The following is a 24,513-nucleotide window of genomic DNA, read 5'->3' on the forward strand; positions in this document are numbered from 1 at the left end:
TTAATGTAACTTGGTCCCATTTTCTACTGGCTGATCCACTGCTGCAAGTACAATCTCTCCATTTTCATTAGAAAATCCGGTGACCAATACTTCTGATATAAAATTGGCTATCTGTCTTGGTTTTAAATTACATATGCAGACTACTTGTTTTCCGATTAAAGATTCACAGGAATATAGGTCAGTTATCTGAGCAGAAGATTTTTTTATTCCTAATGGGCCTAGGTCTATAAATAGTTGATAAGAGGGCTTTATTGCCCTTGAAAACTCTTTGGCTTCTATGATAGTGCCTATCCGAATGTCAACCTTTTGAAAATCAATAATGTCAATCGTTTGCATCATATTTTATATTTTGTATATTTGGAAACCTTAATTAGAAGTAAGGAGTTAGAAAGATATGTAATTCATATTATTTACCATGCTTAACCCAATCAATATTTCGTTTTCTATTCAAAAGGTCGCCTTTTTAGCTTTTATCCTTAGCTCTATATGTGCTTTAAATGCCTATGCCCAGGGGGAAGATAGGAACAGGAACATTCCCGAGACAAGAATAGATGATAATTTTGGTGCTATGGAGAGTCCTGAAGCAAATGTGATGGATTATAATAGCAAATCTTCTACCTCCATTCCTTCTACTCCTAAAGAAAAGGTCAATACTGGCATAACAAATAAAAACAAAGATATATACAAGCAGGGCGGGGAAAAAGATGTTCGAAAAGAAAATGTCTCTACGCTTTCTTTTAATTTGTTTTTATATATCGTAGATAAATTTAAAGAAGATTAATTCAATTAGCAGATAACCCAAAATAGAAAAGGAGATCATAGATCTCCTTTTTTCATTTATGCAACATTATTTTCTGCCAAAAATTTGTCTATATCAGCCAATGTTATCTTACCTTCATAAAAGGCCTTTCCAAACACTACTCCTTTTAGACCCATTTCCTTTAATCTGGTAAAATCATCGATATTGCGTACCCCTCCACTTGCTATGAGTGACAGTGAAGGGAATTTTTCGATAATCTGTGCATAAAGCTCAAAATTGGGGCCTTCCATTACACCATCCCTTGTTATATCTGAACATTTTAGGTGTTTAAGACCCCTTTGATAAAAGTAATCGATATGATCAAAAAGGTTGATTTCCGTTTTTTTCAACCATCCCCGTATTTTAATTTTATAATCATTCGGGTTGGTATCGGCAGCTAAATTTATTTTTTCACGTCCATATGAGACGATCCATTGGGTAAATTTATCAGCTGATTTAGCTGCTATGGATGCAGCTGTGATAGTTTTTGCACCATGTTCAAAAGCTTTTATCACATCACCATCAGTAGAAATGCCTCCAGTGAAGTCTATTTTCATTGACGTATAACCAGCCATAGTTTCCAGAATATGATAATTTTTAGGCTCCCCTCTCCTAGCACCATCCAGATCCACTAAATGCAATCTTTTTATTCCATGATCTTCAAAAGCTTGTGCTATTTCCAAAGGATTATTTGAAATGACTTCTTCAGTGGCAAAATCGCCTCTTTTGAGGCGCACGCATTTTCCATTAATTATCCAAATAGATGGTATTATTTCAAACATGTTATCGAATTTTTCAGATGTAAAATTTTACTGCTAAACACACCTTCGGAGTATTGACCCACGATAAGGGAAGGGGCATTTTTATCCTATTACAGTATTCTAAATATAAGACAGAAAAAATAGATTTAATAGTTAAAGCAAAAAATTTATAGATTTTTCAAAATAATCTAAATTTTAATTAATAGTATTATCTAAATTAAAATAAAATTAATTTTAGCCTACCTGCTTTCTCATAAATAACTATAAAATCATTGATTAGATTTTTAAAATCAGGAGTCGGTTCAATAAAGTTAATACGCTGATTCAATCCCATAACTGTGGAGGCTGAAATGCACCCGAGCATCATTTTGAACGGATTGGGTAGGATTAATTTTAATACTTATTTTCTTTCCCTCCTCATCGGTTAATTTTAAAATCTGATGGTCTCCATAATAGGATACTTTAAATAGTTTGCCGCTTAGGGCCTGTCCTGCACGGACTGTCAAGGATGCATGTTCAGGTCTAAAAAATAACCTCACCTTATCTTGATAATTTTTTGCATTTTCATCTTCTATAAAGCCGAATGAAGTATAAAAACCCTCTACTGTAGCAGTAGCCAATATTTCATTTCTCTTCCCAAAAAAATTAGCAACATAGGGGTTTATGGGTTTTTCATATAGATTTCTCGGCAAATCTATTTGCTGCAGTCTGCCTTTATGAAGGATAGCTATACGGTCGGCTGTGCTTAGGGCATCTCTTGTGTCATGGGTTACAAATATAGCGGTCACACCTGTTTTTTTGATGATCTGCCGGATTTCTTCCCTTACCTGGTCCTTGAGCAGGGCATCTAGGTTGCTAAAAGGCTCATCCATCAGCAGTATGAATGGCCGGGGAGCTATAGCCCGAGCCAGTGCGACCCTTTGTTGCTGCCCGCCGGATAACTGGTGGGGGTATTTGGAATAATTTTCTTTTAAACCTACCAGATCCAATGTTTCTTTTGCTATTTTATCTTTATCCCCTTTTGTGTGGATGAGTCCAAATTTAACATTTTCAATGATGGACAGATGGGGAAAAAGGGCATAATCCTGAAATACCATCCCTACTTTTCTTTTCTCTGAAGGAACGGATTTGTTTCTTTCTGCAATTTTCTCACCTGAAAGCAGTATACAGCCTGAGTTGGGATGCTCCAGACCGGCTATGAGTCTGAGAAGGGTGGTTTTGCCAGATCCACTTTCCCCTACGAGGGCTAATATTTCTCCTTGCTTTACTTTAAATGATACTTGGTTTACAGCAAAATAGTCGGCCTGCGAATATTTTTTGTCTATGGATTGAAGCTCTAATATTGTCATTTTCCTTACTATACATCTCGCCTTCTGATCATTCTATTTAAAAATATAATTGGGATGATTCCCGTTAGAATGATGATTAAAGCAGCATTAGCCGATTCTGCTATCATCTCATTGGTCGCCATGTCAAAGGCTTTAGTAGCCAATGTATGATAATTAAAAGGCCTTAGAATCAAAGTTAACGGTAATTCCTTTAAAACATCCACAAAAACCAATAATATACCGCTAAATAAGCTGGGTTTGATCAAAGGCAGGTCTACTCGCCATAAGGTACGGGTAGGTCCAGAACCCAAAAGCCTACTTGCTTCATTTACATGTAGCCCGATTTTTTGAAACCCTGCATCAATCGGATTATAGCCTACTGCCATAAATCTTACAATATAGGCAAAGATTAAACCAAACAAACTACCTGAGAGGATCAAACCAAGTGTCCCCGGACTAAATTGGCCGGCCAGCCACCTGTCAAAGCCTAATATCGGTATCATAATACCTACGGCTATTACTGCACCAGGTATGGCGTACCCCAGTGTGGCAATTTTTGTTATGTTTTTCATCCATTTAAAAGGACTTAGTCTTAAAGCGTATAGCAGTACCACGGACAAAATGACAACGGCTAACCCTGTTCCGGCAGCAAGACTGAAACTTCTGTATATCAAAAGGAAAAAATCTTTATTAATAACTTTCTCATAAGTCAATATTACCCAATAAACAATCTGCGCCAGCGGTATTAAAAAACTGACCAGAAATATAATTGTACAGAAGGTCGTATAGAGAAATTGTTTTTTAACATTGGGGGTGACCCTTACCAAGGGTTTGGTCAAGGCATTGGCATTTCCAAATTGGCGATTTCCCCTTTGTAGGCTTTCTAAGTATAAAATAGTAAATACGACCATCATCAGGATGGCAGATAGATAGATAGCGGTCGTAGCGTCCCCCATAGAAAACCAGGCTCTGAATATGCCTGTAGTAAAAGTGTTTACCCCGAAATATTTCACTGTCCCATAATCGTTAAGTACTTCCATAGAGGCTAGTGCTATTCCTCCTACTATGGCCGGACGTGCCATAGGTAAAGCTATTCGTATGAATGTTCTCCACCTATGGCTGCCAAGTAGTGAAGAGGCTTCTTGTAAAGTTTTGGATTGTTGTAAAAAGGAGGACCGACTGATCAAAAATACATACGGAAATAAGGTAATGGAAAGTATAAAAACGGCCCCAGGTAGGTTCATGATATCAATCAGGCTGCCTTTAATATTGATAGCTAGATGGTTTCTAAAAAAAGAATGTATAGGTCCGGCATAATCAAATATACCGGTATACGTATAGGCCATAATGTAAGCAGGAAACCCAAGGGGAAGTATCAATAGCCATTCGAAATATCTCCTGCCAGGAAAGTTATAATTGGATACCAGCCAAGCCGTGCTTACCCCAAGTAAAAAAGTGAAAAGTGATACGCCTGAAAGCAATAATAGTGTATTGCTGAAAAGTGTAAGCAGCAGGTTTTCTTTAAGATGGTACCAGCTGTCACCCGGTGGTTCAAATAGTTGTAGTAATATAGTCAGAACAGGTATGGTTACCAGAAGCAGTATTACTACTGCGGCACCTGCCCATCTGTTCCACCAATAATAGCTTTGCTTGACTAAACTCAATATTCTGGTATTCAAATGGTTTTATTTCCAGCCAATCCGGTCGAAAATCATGACAGCTTCCCTATTTTTATTGCCTAATTTATATAGTGCTATATCATCAGACTTGAAGTCCCCCCAATTTTTCAATAACGGTGAATGTTCTACTTCAGGATTTACAGGGTATTCAAAATTGATGTCTGCCAAAAGTGTCTGCGCTTCTTTTCCGGATAGAAATTCAAGTAGTTTAATAGCATTACCTTTGTTGGGAGCATACTTTGTGACTCCTGCACCGGAAATGTTGATATGTGTACCTCGATCCTCTTGGTTCGGAAAAAATATACCTACTTGCTCAGCGGCTCGTTGTTCTTCTATATTTGAGTCATTCAGCATAATGCCAATGTAGTAAGTATTTACTATGGCTACATCTCCTTCACCGGAGGCCACAGCTTTTACCTGATCCCTATCATTTCCTTTGGGGCTGCGGGCCATATTGCTTAATACAGCTTTAGCCCATTCAGTCGTTTTTTCTTCCCCATGTGCTTCTAAGATTGAAGCCAATAAGGATTGATTGTATATGTTTTCAGATGACCTGGTCAATAATCTTCCTTCCCATTTGTCGTCTGCAAGGGCTTCATACGTGCTGAGTTCAGAAGGGTCTACCCGTTCTTTACTATAAGCAAGTATTCGTGCTCTATAGGTAAGGCCAAACCATTTGTTGCTAGGGCTGTTATATTTTTGAGGGATGTTTTCTTGAAGGATTTCTGAATCTATAGATTGGAGTAAATCCTTCTCTTCAGCCCTATGCAGCCTGCCTGCATCTACAGTAATGAGAACATCTGCAGGTGATCCTGCTCCTTCAAGCTCCAATTTCTGTATCAATTCATCCGCACTGGCACTTACTACATTGACTTGAATTCCTGTCTGTGCTGTAAAATTATCAAACAACTGCTGATCTGCCTCATAGTGGCGGTGCGTGTAAACATTTACGATCTCTTGTTCCTGGCCATTACAGCTTATAATAAGCACCCCAATGATTAATATTAAAATTGCTTTAAATATTTCAGTCATGTCTATATGTATTTGGATGCAAAATTAGCCATTATTTAAATCAAATCTAAATAAAAGGAAAAAACATTTATATATTTACGGCCTTATAAAGTGTTAATAAGAAAATTACTAAATGACTATTCAGCAACTGGAGTATATATTAGCGGTAGATAAATTCAGGCATTTTGGTCATGCGGCAGATGCATGTTTCGTGACCCAACCTACCTTAAGCGCCCAGGTCAGTAAGTTGGAGAAGGAATTGGAAATACTCATTTTTGACAGGTCAAAAATGCCCGTTATCCCAACAGAACTTGGTGCGGCTGTACTGAGCCAGGCCAAAAAAGTGGTCAATGAAAGCAAAGGGATTTATGAGCTTATCTCTACTTTGAAAGGAGAAGTAAGCGGTGTGATCAAATTGGGCATCATCCCTACTTTGGCACCTTATTTACTTCCTTTATTTGTCCGTCGGTTTTTAGAGTCCTATCCTAATGTGAAGTTGGAAGTAGAGGAAATGATCACGGAGGATATCATCCGTAGACTGAGAAATGATGAACTGGATATGGGCATAGTGGTTACACCTTTAGCCGAGCAGGGGATTGTAGAAAAACCGATGTTTTATGAAAAATTTTTCGTTTACCTTTCCAAAAATCATGATTTACTGAAAAAGAAAAGTCTGGAAATTTCTGACATAGTTCACGAAGATCTATGGGTTTTACAACAGGGGCATTGTTTTAGGGACCAGGTTTTAAATCTATGTGACCAGGCCAAATTTCAAAGAATGAACTTCCACTACGAAAGTGGCTCTCTGGAAGGATTAAAGAATCTGGTAAATAAATACCAGGGCATAACCCTGCTTCCTGAACTGGCTACTACAGAACTTAATGATGAAGAAGCTACAAGGTTAAGAACCTTTAAAAACGAGGAGCCTGTAAGGGAAATAAGCATCATTCTGACCCGGACTTATCTTAAACAAAAATTAGTTCAGCTTCTTTATAAAGAAATATGTGCTTCAGTACCAGAAGAAATGACATCCATTTATCATGGAAAGAAAGTAAGGTTTAAATAAATTTTAAAATATCACAATCATTTTAAGCTTTCTGCTGTTAACTTTCAAACTTGTTTTAGGTAAAGTGTATTCTGGAAGTTATGAAATTTAAAATTATATTTTTTTTGGGGGTGTTTTTTCTAGGTATAAATGCTGTACAAGGGCAGGGATTATTCAAAAAATATATCAACAGCATAGTATTTGATACCAGTAATATAAGTAGGCCACAATTTTTAATATATCCTACAGTAGCCTATGCACCTGAAACAAGCTGGGAGTTTGGGCTAAGCACGCTATATGTTTATTATGCCAACCGGGATACCACTAATAGGCTCAGTGAGATCAATGGATTTACTTTTTTGACCTTGGAAAACCAGTTCGGAATATGGTTTGACCATGCTTTATATTCTGATCAAAACGACTGGTTATTTCTGGGCAGGATAAGGATCCAAAGTTTTCCTTTGTTATACCACGGAATTGGGCCCAATACGCCCGAGCAGTATCTGGCACGTGTGGATGCCAATCAGATCATGATCAGGGAAAGAGTGTTAAGAAAAATCCGTAAAAATCTTTTCGTGGGAGGACAGGCAGATTTTCAAAGGACTTCGGGGGTTGAATTTAACCAGCGGACCGAAGGGTCATTGGATGAACTTCCATTAGGTGCTGATGGAAGTGATAATCTAGGCTTAGGAATGGGAGTAGTCTATGACAGCAGACATAATGTATTAAATGTACGGGACGGATTATTCTCCGAATGGGCATTTTTGCGTTATTCTTTCGCAAGTACCTTTACATTTACTAATCTTATATCTGATACGCGGATCTATAGGCCAGTGGGAACAAATAATGTTATAGCAGCCCAGCTTTTAGGTGAGTTTAACTTCGGTGATGTTCCGTTCAACCAAATGGCCCTTTTAGGAGGTGAAAGTATAATGAGGGGATATTATTTTGGTAGATTCCGGGCCAACCACCAGATAGCAACGCAGGTAGAATACCGGTTTTTACCACTAAAACTAGGTTTTACGGATAGAATCGGTGCAGCTGTCTTTGGTGGTGCCGGCACAGTATTTAATAATCTGGAAGGGTTTTCGATCAATAACTTCGTATGGTCGGGTGGAGCAGGATTACGTTTCTTACTGTTTCCTAAGAAGGATATTTATACGCGATTTGATCTGGCCTTTACCAACGAAGGTAGGGGGATTTATATTTTTATCGGTGAGGCTTTCTGATCAGTTATCCACAATCTCCTGTACCCTACCCACGGTTCCGTCCTCTAGTCTTACTTTGATACCATGTGGATGAAAAATAGATTTGGTCAATAAAGACTGTACTATCCCTTCCGTCAGTTTTCCTGTTCTCTGGTCCTCTTTTTTTACAATTTTTACTTCTAAGCCGGGAAAGATGTCTTTTCTGTTTTGTCCGTTCATGGTCGGATTGTGGATAACTTTAAAGTGTTAATGCAGTAAATATATTAAGCTCTGCGATTTACGCAAAATATACCATAGTGAAATAGATAGTCATTAGAACTGATGGGATCACATTTGTTAGCAGTATAATACTGCTATTTGTGTAAGTCTAAATCCAACTATCATATTATGTGGATAACCTTAGCCTAAACTTCCCCTATCACCATTTTAAATCCTTCACCATGTAAGGTGATGATTTGAACCTTTGGATCTTCTTTCAATAGTTTTCTGATTTTACTTAAATATACATCCATGCTTCGGGCATTAAAGTAACTGTCATCCCCCCAGATTTGCTTGAGTGCCTGGCTACGACTCACATTATTATTGATTTCGGAAGCCAAAAGTCTCAATAGTTCATTTTCCTTACTGGTAAGTTTATTTTTACCGTTTTTACTCTCCAGAATTTGCTGATCATAATGTAAGGTAAAGTCCCCAAAATTATAGCTTTTAAGGGCCGTCACTTCGTTTCCTTTCATGGTTCTTTTAAGGATAGCCGATATTCTTAAAAGTAATTCTTCCATGCTGAAGGGTTTTGTTATATAATCATCAGCCCCTATTTTCAGACCTTCTATGACATCATCTTTTAGATTTTTTGCTGTCAAATAGATGATAGGTATGTTTTCCTCCACTTTTTTGATTTCTTTACCCAAAGTAAAGCCATCCTTTTTTGGCATCATGATATCAAGTATACAAAGGTTATATTTATCCTTTTTAAACTTGTTCCAACCTTCTTCACCATCTTTACACAATGTGGTTTCATATCCTTTCATGGTAAGATATTCCTGTAAAATATCGCCTAAATTTGGATCATCTTCTACTACTAAAAGTTTTGCTTTGCTCATTTTTTCTTGGGTAAATATATCGTGAATGTACTACCTTTTTCTGGCTCACTTTCTACAAAAACCTCGCCATGGTGGGCTTCTACCATTGTTTTAACGTAGGCGAGTCCTAAGCCGAAGCCTTTTACATCATGGACATTGCCGGTGGGGACTCTATAAAATTTATCAAAAATCTTTCTTTGGGATTCTTTATTCATACCTATGCCTTTATCCTGAATGCTAATGGCTACCTTGTCAGCATAGTCATGAGCAGAGAGAATAATGTCAGGTTTTTCTTTAGAATACTTGTTGGCATTATCCAAAAGGTTGTTTATAATATTGGAAAGATGGAAAGCATCCGCCTCAATATATGGATCTTCAAGATCCATGTCAGCCCGGATTTCCCCGCCGCTTTTTTCTACCTGTAGGGCAATGTTATTTTTTGCATTTTCTAATATATCTATCAGGTTTACTTTTTCAAATTTCAGTTTAAAATCCTTTTTGTCAAGAGCGGCTGCCTGGAGCACCTTTTCTACCTGAAGTCCCAGTCTTTTGTTTTCATCCTTAATGATACGGAGGTAGCGGTTCCTGAATTTATCCTGATTGGCCAGATCGGGATCCTGTAAAGCTTCCACAGCCAAGCTTACCGTAGCAATTGGCGTTTTAAATTCGTGGGTCATGTTATTGATAAAATCATTTTTGGTTACAGAGAGCTTTTTCTGTCTTATGATTACTTTTATAGCATAAATAAAACATGCTATTATGATGACCAAAAAAGCAATAGAACTCAATAGTGGCCCCCATACCTGCTGTAATAGATAGGCTTGCTTGTTTGGGAAATGAACCATTAGGTAATTTTCTCTGCCCATAAAATCACTGGGAAATAGTTTTGCCTTCATGCCCTCTTCTATTATATTGGTTTTATTATCCATTTCAGATAAAGGGATGATATTTTCATCATCATCAAGAACCGCCAATTCAAATTTTTGAGTAATGCCATGTTCTGAAAGCTGTGATCTAATAATATTATTTACCAGTACAGGGTCTATGCGTTCCATAATTCTTTTTCTGCCCTCCATGAGTTCATTAAAGATACTTTCCATCATCTCTATTTTCATATTGGCTTTTACGATCTTTTCAGCTGCGTCTATGGGCAGATTATATTCCTCAATGATTTCATTTTGGGATATAGTATCGTTTCTTCTGCTCCTGCGCTTGTTACCCTGCTCAGATAGGTATTGAAATGCTTTTTCCTTTTCATTGAGCAGAATGGTAAGTTCATCAGGGGTCATATGTTGCCTGGCTACAGAAGGTGGCATATAGGTGAAAAAGCTTTCTACATCCACTATCAAATCTAAATCACCGCCGTATGACTGAATGATTTTCTGAAATGTAGCAGATAGCTGAGGCATTGGGCTGGAAAAAATGCTGTCTACGACAGAAGGTCTTTTCCTGGTTACCTGTCGTCTTTTGATGGTGAATTCAATAGGCTCTATTTTTTGAAATAGTGATTCCTGCAAGAGGGTATCCTGCATCAGGTTGCTTAGGAATATGTCACTCGCTTCATTTTTTTCTAATTTATTTACCGTAGAATAGAGTGATTGATATACATTTTGTTCAAATCTTTCCTGGTTTATCTTAAGGGCATTATTTACCCAATAATACTGGAATGCCACCAGCCCAAGTGTAGCCACTGACATCAGGACGATCACCAGGTTCATTTTCGTTTTACTCATATTACAAATTTAAGCCTAATAATAGATCAGCTAGGATGGTTAACAATATTTAACAGCATTAAGTCCATATTCGATTCATAATCTAACACTTATCTGTCTTATAGTAATTCCTTTCCCCAATCCAGATTAACTGCTGAAGGTTTCTTTTTATTCTTATCCAGCAATCTATATCTTTGCACCCAAATATTTTACTATGGAAATCAATAATCAGCAATTTGAAATTCAGGGTGTTCCCCTGTTGGGTTTGGCAAAAGAATATGGTACGCCTCTTTACGTATATGATGGCCAGAAAATTTTAGATCAGGTACAAAAACTAAAACAGGCTTTTTCTACTGTAAATCTGAAAATAAAATATGCCACTAAAGCCCTTTCAAATTTATCTATACTCAAACTGATGAAAAAAGCAGGTACTGGTGTAGATGCTGTATCTATAGAAGAAGTATTACTGTGCCTGCATGCTGGTTTTGACTCAGCTGAGATCATGTACACACCAAACTGCGTCTCTTTTGATGAAATACAGCACGCTGTAGATCTGGGTGTAATGATTAACATTGATAACATACCTATGCTGGAGCATTTCGGTTCAGTATATGGAGGGACAGTGCCGATCTGCATCAGGTTAAACCCACATATCTTGGCAGGTGGTAATGCTAAAATATCCGTGGGCCATATAGATAGCAAGTTTGGTATCAGTATACTTCAATTAAAACATATACTGAAAATAGTTGAAGCTCATCAATTGAAGGTAACAGGTCTCCATGTGCATACCGGTTCGGATATTTTGGATGCGGAAGTATTTTTAAAGGGTGCTGAAATTCTTTTTGATGCAGCTATAGCTTTTAAAGATTTGACCTTCCTGGATTTTGGCGGCGGATTTAAAGTAGCCTATAAAATAGGCGATATCGCCACTGACATCATGGAAGTAGGAGAGAAGGTTTCTGCAGCTTTTAAAAATTTCTGCGATAATTATGGAAGAGATCTGGAAATCTGGTTTGAGCCTGGCAAATTTCTGGTTAGTGAATGTGGGTACCTTTTGGTAAATGCCAATGTGATAAAAGCTACTCCTGCATCTACCTTCGTGGGTGTGGATTCAGGATTGAACCACCTTATCCGACCCATGATGTATGATGCCTACCACGGAGTAGAAAATATATCCAGAATCGAGGGGCCAGAGAGAATTTACACCATCGTGGGGTATATCTGCGAAACAGATACCATAGCTGCGGACAGAAAGTTAAAAGAGGTAAAAGAGGGGGACATTTTAGCTATCAAAAATGCCGGAGCATATGGATTCAGTATGGCATCTAATTACAATAGCAGACTCCGCCCAGCAGAAGTTTTAATTTTAAATGGCCAGCACTATTTGATCAGAGAACGCGAAACATTTGATGATATCCTGAAGCATCAGGTAGTACTGGATTTATGAGATGCTTTTAATTTTACCATAAAATAACTTTGTCATTTTGAGGTAATTTAATAAATTTACAAGACAAGTGAACCACTGCAATTAGCCCTGGTAGTTGTAACTATTTCATAAAGCCCCGGAGCCAACTCTCTGGGGTTTTTTTATGTAAATACGTTTAGGTATATGTTATTCCATAGTAAGGTAGAGTACTGGTAGTAGGTTTTATATGCACCCCTTTCCTTTACACTTAATAGGATACCCCTATGCCATACCACTTTTTTAGATTATTGAATGCCAAAATATAGGTTTGGGAGCTTTATTATAGGCATAATATGAATCAATACCGGACATCTATAGCATAGTAAATCATTCCAGCGTCCATTAATAGTTGAAATCTCATACAAACCCATTTTAAAAAAGCTTATGTAATTTACGCTTTTAGGAAAATTTGATACTTAAGCGAAAATTTTATTGTCATTGTCTCATCATTTATAAAAAGCAGTTTGATAACTATATTAGGTAGTATATCACTATAGATAGCTTTTTTAAATATTTTTCACCCTGAATTTGGTTTTTATTTGTAATTATATTTTGTCTATAACATAATTCTTGTATTTATTTGATGTAAATGAATAATTTATAAAATTTCATTAAGGTGTATATGAAATACATAAAATAATTTACGTATTTATAAAATACGGTTTTATTGGTTCAAGCACCAATAAAAACATAATGAAATATCAATATATATTACGGTGCGGAACTAGAAGTAAATACATCTAAGATTCAGGAGTATTCCGCGCAATATACAGCATATGGGAAAGTATTACACTCATCTTCTATTCATAAAAATGTTAATGTTCCTAGGGAGTTTTTTCCTAGTGGATCAAAGCATTGCACAGACCATCGGTATAGTAGAACCTAGGTTTAATGGATGTCTTCAACAAACGACCATTTTCGTAAATGGAGTAGGTCCTATTGCATTTGAATATTATAGAAATGGTATAATCGAAGCCACTGATGTCATATCGACAGCTGATGCTACTGGTCAATATATATCAGTAATGCATAATCTGCCTCCAGGCCTATATGAGGTCAAAGTTACAGATCCAAATGGGAACAGTGACAGACAACCCGTCAATGTATTTTTAGCCACTACTGTAAGTGTGGGGGTTAATAGGACCCAGAATGCCACGTGTTCAGGTACACCTACGGGGGAGGCAATTATAAATGTTACTTCCAATAGTTCTTTCACCGTCAGATTATATAATAAAAATAATCCTACTGTACTTATAAGGGAGTTTAATAATACTCAGACACTAACTGCATTATATGCCGGTGAATATATAGTGGAAGTGAGAGATGCCTCTGGATGTGTAGCATATGAAGAAATTGTTATTGAAGAACCATTGCCACTGCTTCTGGCTGAAGGGGAAGATCTTACAGTATATAATCCGGTATGCGATAGTGATCAGGGTAGAGTGATTACCCGGATCAGTGGGGGAAATGCACCTGAATATGAATTTGGGATTTATAGAAACGGAAATATATATAGGGACAATCTCGTCACTTCAGGTGGGGGTAATATTGATATCAATGATTTACCTATAGGAAATTATTTTATCAGGGTGTATACTAATAGAGCAGAGGATAACACTTGTTATACCGATTATCCATTTGACATTATATATATAGAAAAATTCGGAGTAACAGCTTCACCCATGCCCATATCTTGTTTTGGTTTAAGTGACGGAAGTGTAAATCTGGTTTTTGATGGAGATTTAACCTCCCCGTTTCTTATCAATTTGACTCAGGAAAATGGTACAGTGATACCATTTCCTCGCCAAAACACAGAAACCTTTACAATAGATCGCCTTGGGGCTGGGAATTATAGGCTTGCGGTAAGAGATGCAGAAGGCTGCGAAATGTATCGATCATTTACTATAGTAGAACCTGCTGAACTGCATATAGATGAAGAAGCTGTATTGGATGCCTGTTTTGGGGAGAGAAATGGAAGTATCAAAGTAAACGCCTCTGGAGGAACATCGCCATATACCTTTTCTTTGAGTAGTGACTTTAGTTTGGAGCCGTCACAGGACCACAGCGAAAAAACCTTTACGGGATTAGCTGCAGGCATATATACAGTATATGTAAAAGATAGAAATGGGTGTATATCCCAAACCGCTGAGATAGCTGTAGAAGCACCCTCTGCACAGGTTGACTTGACACTAGTAAATATTCTACATCCTTCCTGTCCGGAAGCTGCATCGGGGGAGATTGAAGTAGAAGCCTTTGGGGGTTGGGGATCGCCTTTTAGGTATAGCTGGGTAAGAGAAGGTAGTACAAATGTGCTAAGCTCAATAAACAAACTTCAAGAAATCCCTGCAGGGAGGTACCAAGTTACTGTCCTGGATAAAAACGGATGTGAATATGTACGCATTTTCGAACTGATCGACCCCGTATCACCGAATATAGAAATTACACCTACCCCAGTTGCCTGTTATGGTGAGGAGAACGGCACTTTATTGGTAAAATTAAGTGGGAGTGAGCCATATGAGATTATTATGGGAGACGTGGTTCATTTTGGTACTGAAATCACCTTCCCGCGTTTGGCTGCAGGTTCTTATACCGTGCAGGTGAAAATAGCAGAAAGCTGTTACATAAACAGAACCGTAACGGTACAATCTCCATCAGAATTACTGATTTTGGAAGATGATGTGCTGATAAGTCCTGTATTATGCTATGGGGATAATGGTGGAGGCATCATGGGATTGGCCATCCAAGGGGGGACTGCTCCATATACCTATCAGTGGCAAAAGAAAAATGCGGATAATGATTGGATAGATCTTATAGATAAAACCGATTTGGAAATCAATCAATTGATAGCAGGTGAATATAGACTCTCTGTAATAGACGATCGGAACTGTAGTATACTATCTTCCTCATTTATATTAAATCAGCCTAGATTATTTACAATAGATGAAATTGATAAAGAAGATGCTGGCTGCTATGGGGCAGCCACTGGTAGCATCAAGGTATCAGTCGATGGTGGTACTCCCCCATACTATTACTCACTGGACAATGGCTTGACATATTATCCATTTAACAACAGGAATGAAGCTAATATTTTGTCTCTTCTGGCTGGTGAATATACCCTAAAGGTTAGGGATGAAAACCAATGTACTGAAGTGCAGGCCTCTTCCATTACCATCAATGAGCCTAATGAAATAGTTTTAGATGATCTGGTAATTGAAAATGCCTCTTGTGCAGGGGCAAATGACGGGGAAATCACAGTTTTTGTATCAGGGGGAAGTGGAAGTACTTTAACTTATGCCTGGTTTAAACAAAGTCAAAACAATGTGGTGAGAAGTACCTCATTGAAAGTAGAAAACCTAGAGGATGGCAATTATTTTTTAAGCGTAAAAGACCCAGCTAATATTGATTGTGAAAAGGTATTTGGACCGTTTACCATTGCTGCTCCTTCTTCCATAACCGTTTCTGTGGTTCCCACCCATATCATTTGCCGGGATGATAATAGTGGCCGTCTAAGCATTGAAATGATATCAGGAGGAAACCTACCGTCAGGTGAGGACTACATAGTAGAATGGACAGGGCCAGATGGTTTTCGCTCCACTGAAAGGGATATTTATGATTTATATGCAGGACATTATACGCTTAGCGTGAGTGATGATGGCAATAGCTGTCATTTTAGCCAAGTTTATGAAGTATTACAGCCAGAGAATAAGCTGGATATAAACGTTTTGAATGTAAGGGAGCCGAAGTGTTTTAATGAAAACAATGCAAGAATTGAGATACAGCCTATTAATGGTATTGAACCATATAGCTATTCGTGGTTTAAGTATAATGAAGAAACGGATAGGTTTGAAACAATACCCGGCGTAACCACCAGAATCTTAAACCAGCAGGGAAATGGCATCTATCGTGTAAAGGTATTAGATGATGTAAATTGTTTCGTTGAAAAAGATATAGAAGTAAATCAACCTGACCCTATTACTATTCAATTAGTAGATAAGATGGACATCAGTTGTTTTAATTTTAATGACGGGTATATTAATGTTAATGTTCAGGGTGGAACCCCTCCCTATACTTATGTGTGGTCAAATGGTCAAAATAACAAAGATATATTTGATCTGCGTCCGGGAAATTATTCTCTTACCGTATTTGATATTAATGGCTGTTTTTCGAGGGAAGAGGATTTTGAGATAAAAGGTGTGGTTAGGCCCTCTATTATCGTACAGAGTAAAACAGATGTGGTCTGTGATGAAGAGGGGGGCGCCATCAGTATCGAACTGGAGAATGGGTTAGATCCTGCTGATTATACTATTTTTTGGAAAAATTTACAAACAGAGCAGGTGTTTGGCCAAAATCAAACTACTGTAACTGGTTTGAGAGTGGGGATCTATCAGGTAATAGTACAGGTAAGTGCTCAGTGTGAAGTGAGCAGGATCATTAGAATAGAGGGCCCTGAATCTCCTTTAGAGTTATTGGTTGCGCAGGAAGATCCTCGGTGTCCCGGTTTAAGTGGGGCGGTATATTTAAATGCCAGAGGAGGGGTTGCCCCATACAGTTTTTTTATCCGGATGGAAAATGAATGGAGAGAACTTAATGGCTCTATTATCGGATCTTTGGACATAGGAAATTATGACGTAAAAGTAAGGGACGATAGACGTTGTGAAAAAGAAGGAAATTTAGAAATTACTCAGCCCAACCCTCCTTCTTATAGTGCAGAAAAAATTAAAGATGTATCCTGTTTTGGAGGTAATGATGGTAAGATTTCCTATTCTGTAACGGGAGGTACCTATCAATGGTTTAGGAAAATACCCGGCCAAAATGATCAGCCGGTACCTGCGTCAGAACTCAGTGCATTGGTCGCTGGTATATACTATATGGAAATCACCTTTGCCGCTAACTGTGTGGAACCAAGTGAGGAAATTACCATAGGACAACCTTCCCTGCTTCAGGTAAATGTTGATAAAGAAGACCCTACTTGTTTTGGAGATACCGGAACAGGCACCATCAATATTTTGGGAGGAAACAGAAGTAAAACTATCCAACTGATATCTTTGGCTACAAATATAGAAGTAGGCCGAAGAGAAGATGTTTTTGAGAATATTATTTTATTTGATAATCTACCAGTCGGGGATTATAAATTTATTGTTACAGATCAGGGATGTGGTAATTTAGAAGAATCCTTTACAATCAATCCGGTGGTACAGCCCATGTTTTCGGATATTGAAATTCGAAATATCACATGTAGGGGAGATAATGACGGCAGCATAAAAGTGATAAATCCGACTGTAAATGTAGGTAGAAGTTTTAAGGTCAGTCTTAATGGTATAGATCAGCCATCAGGTGTGTTCTTATTTGAAAATTTGAGTCCTAGTACTTATATCATTCAAATTTCAGATAATGAAGGTTGTGTTTCAGAAAGACGAACAGTAGTTATAACCGAACCAGAGGGCATTGAATTTACCGAAATCCGTACAATTAATCCTACTTGTTTTCGAGGTAATGATGGGTTTTTTAGGTTCAAGCCATATGGTGGCAATATGGAATATACTGCCGTATTGACTAATTTATTCACCAATGAATCAATTGAACTTAATTTACTTCAAGAAGGGGGTAATTATGAATTCGCTGGATTGGGGAGGGGCTCATATCGGGCCATACTCACAGATGGAAAAGGTTGTACGGAAAATTATGAATTTACTCTGTCCGAACCGGATGGCCTGGGCGTAGAAATTATTACGGAGAGCATCCTATGTAAAGGAGGTGTGGCAAATGCCAGGTTGACATTAACAGGTGGTATTGGTCCATTTACCGTGCAGTATAGAGCGGTTGGGAAAAATTGGGTAACGGAGACCAGCGGTATCAGGGAATTACTATTGCCCAACTTACCTGCTGGCCGATATGAATATAAAGTAGTTGATGCACAGGTCTGTGAAGAAGTGACCAATACTTTTGATTTAGTAGATGGAGAAAAAATAGAAGTAAGGGTTCAGGTTTCACCTGTTTCCTGTGAAGGTAGCACTGATGGGGTCTTGGAATTTAGTGCAGGTGGCAGCAGGAGAGAAGGTGCGTTCAATTATTTTTTCATGGTGAATGGGGACCGCATACATGGAACTAGGCTTATCGTTCCTCCGGGTATATATAGTGTCAGCGCTGGAATCGGTGATCAGGAAGCTAACCTGTGTTATGCTGACGAAATAACGGTTAAAGTACCAGTAGTAGACCCCATGGTGATCAGGGTGGAGGCTTCGGATGTATCCTGTAAAGGTGGAAATGATGGAAGGATATCATTGGACATCACAGGCGGAAATGAAAACTATCGGGTGGAATGGACCAATAATGCACAAGGTATGGAACTTACGGGACTTAGAAGAGGTAATTACACCGCTTTTATCTATGATGGAAGAGATTGTTTCCAGACCGTACAAGTGACGATACGCGAGCCGGAGGAAGAATTACAGGTACTTGGAGACCTCAAGTATGAAACCTGTAATCTGATAGGTGAAACAGCAATTACCCTTCAGGTCAGGGGTGGTACCACTCCTTATACCTATCTATGGTCTAATGGCGCCACTACACAGGATATTAATAACCTAGGTGCAGGAAAATATACCGTAGAAGTAACAGACGCCAAAGGCTGTCGGGTAGAAAAGACATTTGATATGCCAGCCGCTAAATCTGTTATAGAGATAGAAGCCGGAGGCCGATTAAATCTTTGCTCTCTGAATGAGCGGGGGGAAATTAGACTTACTGTTTCTGGTGGTGCGGGTGGATATGTATACAAATGGAAACATGGACCTGTCACACCGATCATTTCTAACTTACTGCCGGGAGAATATACAGTAGAAGTAACAGATACAGATGGATGTGTGGCTACAAGTACGACTATAATCCAGCAGCCTTCTCCTATCAGGCTGAGCATAAGTGATCTTTCCAATGTTTCCTGCAGAGGGTTAGAGGATGGATCTATAAAAATAAATATAACAGGAGGAGTAGCACCTTACAAAATTCATTGGAGTACTGGGATGGTGGGAGTGACAGAAGCAACCCATCTGGGTCCGGATAATTATACAATCCGTGTCGAGGATGCATTGGGATGTATGACCTCGACTTCCGTTACTATCAGGGAACCGGAAATGCTTGATTTCAGCCAGGTGATAGAAGATAGTCAATGTGCGGGGGAGAATAGGGGAGCCATTTTATTGACCGTGGAAGGCGGTACTGCACCATACTCCTATAGATGGACCGCCGCTGCTGGAAATCCTGCCAATGGAGCGACTAGTAGAAACTTACGAAACTTATCCCCTGGTGTGTATACAGTATTGATTACGGATAGGGGTGGCTGTACTACAGGAGGCTCTTTCACTGTGTCAGAACCAGACCCTTTAGCTATACGCGGTACTTACCCTACTATGCTTGCCTGTAATGGTGCCACTGATGGGTATATTAATCTTGCAGTAGAAGGTGGCACTCAGCCATATCAATTGAAATGGTCAGATGATCCAAATAATAATTCATATAACCGATCCAATCTGGCAGCAGGTAGCTATACTGTGGAGATCACGGATGAAAATGGATGTAAAGCTACACGTAACTTCCTTATAGAAGAACCAAAGCCGCTCGTGGCGCAGCTCTTTTCAAGAATAGATATTGACTGTGAAACCAGGGCTGTAGTAGGTACTGCCTGGGTTATCGTGGAGGGTGGCACCGGTGAGTATGAAGTAAGGTGGCACAGTGGGGAAATGAACGTGAGGGAAGTGAATTTTTCTAAGCCAGGCGATATTTCAGTTTATATAAAAGATGTAAATGGATGTAATATTGACGCTTCAAGAACTGTTAATTTTCCACCATTATTTGCAGATGCAGGGTTTAGCTATACTGTTATCAGCATAGAAGGAGAGGGAGAAGTACTTATCAACGACCCTATACAGTTTAATGATCAAACTACTGGTAATGTTATCGCATGGCAATGGGATTTTGGTGATGGAAAGGGAAGTACCGAACAGCATCCAAAGCATGTTTACACTTCTCCCGGGAAATACGAAGTCCGATTAAACGTATATGATGTATATGGATGCTCTACTATGAATACCATAGAAGTAGAAATAACCAATTCATATAGGATTTTAACCCCAAATGCATTTTCTCCAAACGGTGATGGTCTCAATGATTATTTTGTACCTAAATACCGTGGGATATCAGACATAGAAATGCATATTTTCAATACTTGGGGTGATCTTCTTTATTCCAGCTATTCAATGGAAGATCCTGGGTGGGATGGATACACTAAGGGAAAAATGAGTCCTAACGGGAACTACGTGTACAAGATCAGTTTTACGACCCGTGAAGGAAAACGAAATACCCTTTCAGGTGTATTTTTATTAATCAACTGACAGTATGTTTTTAATTTAATTAAAGATTATATGAAGTTGTTATCTTATATAATAGGTATTTAGGAGTACATGTATTTAATACGATGGTGTGACATATAAGCGTCTACGAATATTATGCTATCAATATACCTGTTCAAATACAAAAATTGGAGATTGTGTGTTATTGGTCTTTTGATTGATGATAATTAAAATTATTCTTGTATATTTTTATTATTATATTTTGTTAAAACCAATAAGATTGTATTAATTCATTTAATGCGATGTTGTATTAGAATTTCATTTCGTTGCATATCAATAACATAAAATTTTATTTAAAATAATTAAAAACATTATTTATACTTTATATAGCAAATAAGGTATTTTAAAATAAGCACAATATTAATTTATAAAGGTTTAGTTAGAGCTATTGGATTAAGGGATTTATATTCCAGTGAAGAAGTTAAGATAATTTTTGCTTTTATAATGAGAACATTATACATCAAGCTGTATGGCTTCATTTGCTTAGTCGGATTTATCATGCAGCAAAGTAATGCTACATCAGCTGGTATGGTATTATCTGAAATGAAAGTAGAAGTATCAGGTAAACTGGCGCTCTGCAATCACTTTGAAAGGGGAGAGATAGTGCTGAAGGTAACAGGCGGAGAAGCTCCTTATACATACCAATGGTCAAATGGAGCGGATACTGATGTTATTTCTGATCTTAATGCCGGTACCTATACTGTTAAGATAACTGATAACCGAGGTGCCTGGATTAGCAATTCATTTATCATTCAGCCTCCTTATATCCTGACCACCGAACTTATTAACAGGAGAAATGCCTCCTGTAGTCTTAATCATAATGGGGAAATAGAGCTGAACATCATAAGAGGCAGGGGCCCCTTTACCATCCTTTGGAGCCATGGATTAGAGAATGAGACCACTGCTACTTCATTGGCACCTGGACATTATTCGGTAGCAGTAACAGACTATTATAATTGTACCAATACCATTGAATTTGAAATTGGAGCTGATGAACTTGAACTTATTGTTGACATAAATACTGATTGTGAAGCTAAAGGTGCCATATCTGTCGAAGTGAAAGGAGGGATGGCCCCTTACGACTATCAGTGGGCCCACGGTCCTGTGTCTAAAGATTTAATGGATCTGGATTCGGGCATATACGAACTGAGAGTGACTGATGCCAATGGATGTGCCACATATAAAATAATAGACCTGGAGCCGATTCCATTGTCTCTTGAACGGCTTGTAATGGATGCAGCAGATTGTTCTGTTACAGAAGCTGCAGGGTTCAAAATAATAGGCGGGAAGCCCCCTTACAAAATAGAGTGGATGGATGATCCATCTATAAAGCAACTCGTGAGAGAGGGATTATCGTCTGGAAATTATGTGTTAAAGGTAGAGGATAAATCTGGCTGTATGGTGGAATCTATGATCCATATCGAAAGTCCTTCCCCTCTTATGGTGGATATAAACACTCGGTTTGATTTCAATTGCAATGCTGAAGATATCAAAGGGTATGCAGAGGTACAGATACAGGGTGGGTCAGGACCTTTTTCTATAAACTGGAGCAGTGGAGAGACCGGTCTGCAGGAGATCAGCTTGAATAATACAGGAAGTGTAGAAGTGGAGGTAAGAGATGGGAATGGCTGTACTGTAAAGGCGGTAAAAGAAGTAGAGTTCCCTCAGCTTAATGCCAGGATGGAGTTATCCGAAATACTGATCAATGTAGATGGTGGCAATGAATTTTCTTTGGAAGAGCCCATACAGTTTAGAGCAAATATTCCTGAGGATGCTTTAGCATGGGAATGGGATTTTGGAGATGGTTTTTATAGTGATCAGCGTCATCCTACCCATATCTATAGAAGGGAAGGAGAGTATGCAGTAGCCTTAACCATCCATGACCTATTTGGCTGCCATTCTAGAGAAATATATCATGTATATATAGAAGATAAATTGGATGTGGTGATGATGCCTAATGCTTTTTCTCCAAATGGTGATGGGCTAAATGACACTTTCCAGCCAAAATTCAAAAACATAACTTCTTATGATATGCAGATATTCAATTCTTGGGGAGAGCTTTTGTTTGCTACCTCAGAGATGGACAGTGGGGGATGGACCGGTTACCTTCATGGGAGTATAGCCCCTCCGGGAAACTATGTTTACAAAGTGGCCTTTACAAGTCTGAAAGGTGAAAAGAAGTATGTCAGTGGTGTGTTTACATTGGTCAAATAAGCATTAGAATGGATGATATCAGCGGTAATAGGGTCATTTCCATTTGTGGCTGTAACTAATATTTAATACATGAAAAAATTATTACTGTTACTGTTATTGTTTCTTTTTGTTCGGCTAGTAGCCGCACAGGATGTACAATATTCCCAATTTTACGCTAATCCTATGTACTTGAACCCAGCTTTTGCAGGATCTTCAGAGGTGACTAGGGTTGGAGTAAATTATCGTAATCAGTGGCCTGGCCTGGATCATAGTTTCAACTCTTATACTGCTTTTATAGACCATTATATGTTTGATATCAATAGCGGTATAGGTCTTATCTTCAATGGAAACCGGGAAAGTATGGCTAATTTGAACACTATGGAAATCGGCGCTATATATTCATATCGATTGCGTTTGAATATGAATACGTTTTTAAGATTTGGAGGGCAGGTGAGCTATATATCCAGAGATGTGAATTTCAGTAGTCTGGTCTTTGGGTCACAGCTTAATATCGACAGAGGACAGATAGATGATTTCAGCGGTGAATTATTAGATACAGATGCCCGACATAGATTTGCTGATTTCAATTTCGGTATGTTGCTCAATTCGGATCGGTATTGGTTCGGTATGTCAGGCCATCATCTCACGCAGCCCAACGTTTCTTTTTTAGACCATAACATCAGCAGACTGGCCATGAAGCTTTCTGCTCATGGCGGGATAAAGATAGATTTAGGGTCTGGAGGGATCAATAATTTCTTTAGTAATGCTAGGCAGGAGAGAGAATTATCCTTTGCCTTCAACTTTAAAAATCAGCATCCGTTTAATCAATTGGATGTAGGCACTCAGGTGTACCTTCAGCCTATGGTAATGGGTGTATGGTACAGAGGTCTTCCGGTTAAATATGCACTTCCCAATAATGAATCGGTGGTCGCATTATTTGGATTTTCATTTGATAGCGGTATGGATGTGGGGTACAGTTTTGATTTTACTACTTCCAAATTAGGACTGATAAATGCAGGAGGCGCTCATGAGATTTCTATCAGATATAGCTTTATGTACGGAGATCCAAATCAAAGGGACAGAAGAAGCCGTATAATCCCCTGCTTCAGGTATTAAGTCAGTGTGTGGTTAATTTTTTTAAATTGTGCACATAGCCTGATCCTGGTAAAATCAGGCTTTACCCGGGGATTTATCTCCGGGTTTTTTTATAAATAAATCATGTAAAATAAGTAATCTTTATGAATTTAAAAATTTTCCTTTATACATAAAATCCCAAATGACTATTCCCATACTCACCGAGATATTTAGGGAGTGTTTGGTCCCGATCTGTGGGATTTCAAGTACATGGTCACTTTGGTAGATTACTTCTTCTTCGACACCAAATACCTCATTTCCAAATATCAGAGCATATTTTTCTCCTTGACTTGGAATAAAATTTTGAAGCATTTCGCTCTTGTCCACCTGCTCTATGGCAATAATGGTATATCCTTCTTCCCGAAGAATATTTACTGCCTCTATGGTGGTTTTGATATGCTCCCATGCCACTGATTCTGTGGCGCCGAGGGCTGTCTTTTGGATTTCTCGGTTGGGTGGGGTGCCGGTGATCCCGCACAGCATTATCTTTTCGAGCCCAAAGGCATCAGCGGTACGGAATGAAGAGCCTACATTGTTCAGGCTTCGTACATTGTCGAGTACCAGTACTAAAGGAGTTTTTTCCATCTGCTTAAATTCTTCTACTGACAGACGGTTTAATTCGTCCATACTTAATTTTTTCATCTGCTTTTTGAGTAAAATCCCTTAATTTCAAAGTTGAATTAGCCATCAAAATTAG

The 24,513-nt window shown here is 38.4% G+C and carries 16 protein-coding genes; 7 read left to right on the plus strand and 9 right to left on the minus strand.

The annotated features are described in order from the left end of the window. A complete protein-coding gene (locus EL17_RS13195; RefSeq protein WP_035075479.1) occupies window positions 1–336 on the minus strand; it encodes a tRNA-binding protein in 336 nt (111 codons plus the stop codon). Window positions 337–415: 79 nt separating this feature from the next. Between EL17_RS13195 and EL17_RS22675 the strand changes: the two genes are divergently transcribed. Next, window positions 416–781, plus strand: a complete 366-nt coding sequence (locus tag EL17_RS22675) for a hypothetical protein (RefSeq protein ID WP_051719994.1) — start codon at window positions 416–418, stop codon at window positions 779–781. Window positions 782–837: 56 nt separating this feature from the next. Here EL17_RS22675 and EL17_RS13205 read toward each other — a convergent pair whose 3' ends face one another. The 4 genes from EL17_RS13205 to EL17_RS13220 all read right to left on the minus strand — a co-directional run bounded on the left by EL17_RS13205 (window position 838) and on the right by EL17_RS13220 (window position 5,599). Beyond that, window positions 838–1,581, minus strand: a complete 744-nt coding sequence (locus EL17_RS13205) for a 1-(5-phosphoribosyl)-5-[(5-phosphoribosylamino)methylideneamino]imidazole-4-carboxamide isomerase (protein ID WP_035074843.1) — start codon at window positions 1,579–1,581, stop codon at window positions 838–840. Window positions 1,582–1,871: 290 nt separating this feature from the next. Continuing rightward, a complete protein-coding gene (locus EL17_RS13210; RefSeq protein WP_035074846.1) occupies window positions 1,872–2,909 on the minus strand; it encodes an ABC transporter ATP-binding protein in 1,038 nt (345 codons plus the stop codon). A gap of 8 nt (window positions 2,910–2,917) precedes the next feature. Further along, window positions 2,918–4,567: an ABC transporter permease gene (locus EL17_RS13215; protein WP_240485997.1), complete on the minus strand. Its 1,650-nt coding sequence runs from the start codon at window positions 4,565–4,567 to the stop codon at window positions 2,918–2,920. Window positions 4,568–4,573: 6 nt separating this feature from the next. After that, window positions 4,574–5,599: a Fe(3+) ABC transporter substrate-binding protein gene (locus tag EL17_RS13220; protein WP_051719995.1), complete on the minus strand. Its 1,026-nt coding sequence runs from the start codon at window positions 5,597–5,599 to the stop codon at window positions 4,574–4,576. Window positions 5,600–5,711: 112 nt separating this feature from the next. Here EL17_RS13220 and EL17_RS13225 point away from each other — a divergent pair, with 112 nt between their 5' ends. Together EL17_RS13225 and EL17_RS13230 are read left to right on the plus strand one after the other, a co-directional pair. After that, entirely contained in the window at window positions 5,712–6,644 is a 933-nt protein-coding gene (locus EL17_RS13225; RefSeq protein WP_035074847.1) for a hydrogen peroxide-inducible genes activator, read from the plus strand. An 80-nt stretch (window positions 6,645–6,724) separates the two neighbouring features. Further along, entirely contained in the window at window positions 6,725–7,852 is a 1,128-nt protein-coding gene (locus EL17_RS13230) for a BamA/TamA family outer membrane protein (protein WP_035074852.1), read from the plus strand. Here the strand turns inward: EL17_RS13230 and EL17_RS13235 are convergent, their stop codons facing one another. The 3 genes from EL17_RS13235 to EL17_RS13245 all read right to left on the minus strand — a co-directional run bounded on the left by EL17_RS13235 (window position 7,853) and on the right by EL17_RS13245 (window position 10,643). Then, a complete protein-coding gene (locus EL17_RS13235; RefSeq protein WP_035074856.1) occupies window positions 7,853–8,050 on the minus strand; it encodes a YwbE family protein in 198 nt (65 codons plus the stop codon). Window positions 8,051–8,235: 185 nt separating this feature from the next. After that, window positions 8,236–8,931, minus strand: a complete 696-nt coding sequence (locus EL17_RS13240; protein ID WP_035074858.1) for a response regulator transcription factor — start codon at window positions 8,929–8,931, stop codon at window positions 8,236–8,238. Further along, window positions 8,928–10,643 (minus strand): sensor histidine kinase, encoded by a 1,716-nt coding sequence (locus EL17_RS13245; protein ID WP_035074862.1) that lies wholly within the window; start codon window positions 10,641–10,643, stop codon window positions 8,928–8,930. Before EL17_RS13245 ends, EL17_RS13240 begins: the two co-directional genes overlap by 4 nt. A 193-nt stretch (window positions 10,644–10,836) precedes the next feature. On the opposite strand from EL17_RS13245, the gene lysA reads away from it, so the two are divergent. The 4 genes from lysA to EL17_RS13265 all read left to right on the plus strand — a co-directional run bounded on the left by lysA (window position 10,837) and on the right by EL17_RS13265 (window position 23,798). Beyond that, complete coding sequence (lysA, locus tag EL17_RS13250; RefSeq protein WP_035074866.1) at window positions 10,837–12,069, plus strand: diaminopimelate decarboxylase; 1,233 nt, start codon at window positions 10,837–10,839, stop codon at window positions 12,067–12,069. 830 nt (window positions 12,070–12,899) lie between these two features. Continuing rightward, complete coding sequence (locus EL17_RS13255) at window positions 12,900–20,471, plus strand: PKD domain-containing protein (protein WP_164675083.1); 7,572 nt, start codon at window positions 12,900–12,902, stop codon at window positions 20,469–20,471. A 516-nt stretch (window positions 20,472–20,987) separates the two neighbouring features. Next, complete coding sequence (locus EL17_RS13260) at window positions 20,988–22,703, plus strand: T9SS C-terminal target domain-containing protein (protein ID WP_035074871.1); 1,716 nt, start codon at window positions 20,988–20,990, stop codon at window positions 22,701–22,703. A 69-nt stretch (window positions 22,704–22,772) separates the two neighbouring features. Further along, window positions 22,773–23,798: a PorP/SprF family type IX secretion system membrane protein gene (locus EL17_RS13265; RefSeq protein WP_035074874.1), complete on the plus strand. Its 1,026-nt coding sequence runs from the start codon at window positions 22,773–22,775 to the stop codon at window positions 23,796–23,798. Between the two features lie 120 nt (window positions 23,799–23,918). Here EL17_RS13265 and EL17_RS13270 read toward each other — a convergent pair whose 3' ends face one another. After that, window positions 23,919–24,458: an RNA methyltransferase gene (locus EL17_RS13270; protein WP_035074877.1), complete on the minus strand. Its 540-nt coding sequence runs from the start codon at window positions 24,456–24,458 to the stop codon at window positions 23,919–23,921. Window positions 24,459–24,513 lie beyond the last annotated feature (55 nt).

It is taken from the genome of Anditalea andensis (assembly GCF_000714815.1).
GTDB classification, from domain to species: domain Bacteria; phylum Bacteroidota; class Bacteroidia; order Cytophagales; family Cyclobacteriaceae; genus Anditalea; species Anditalea andensis.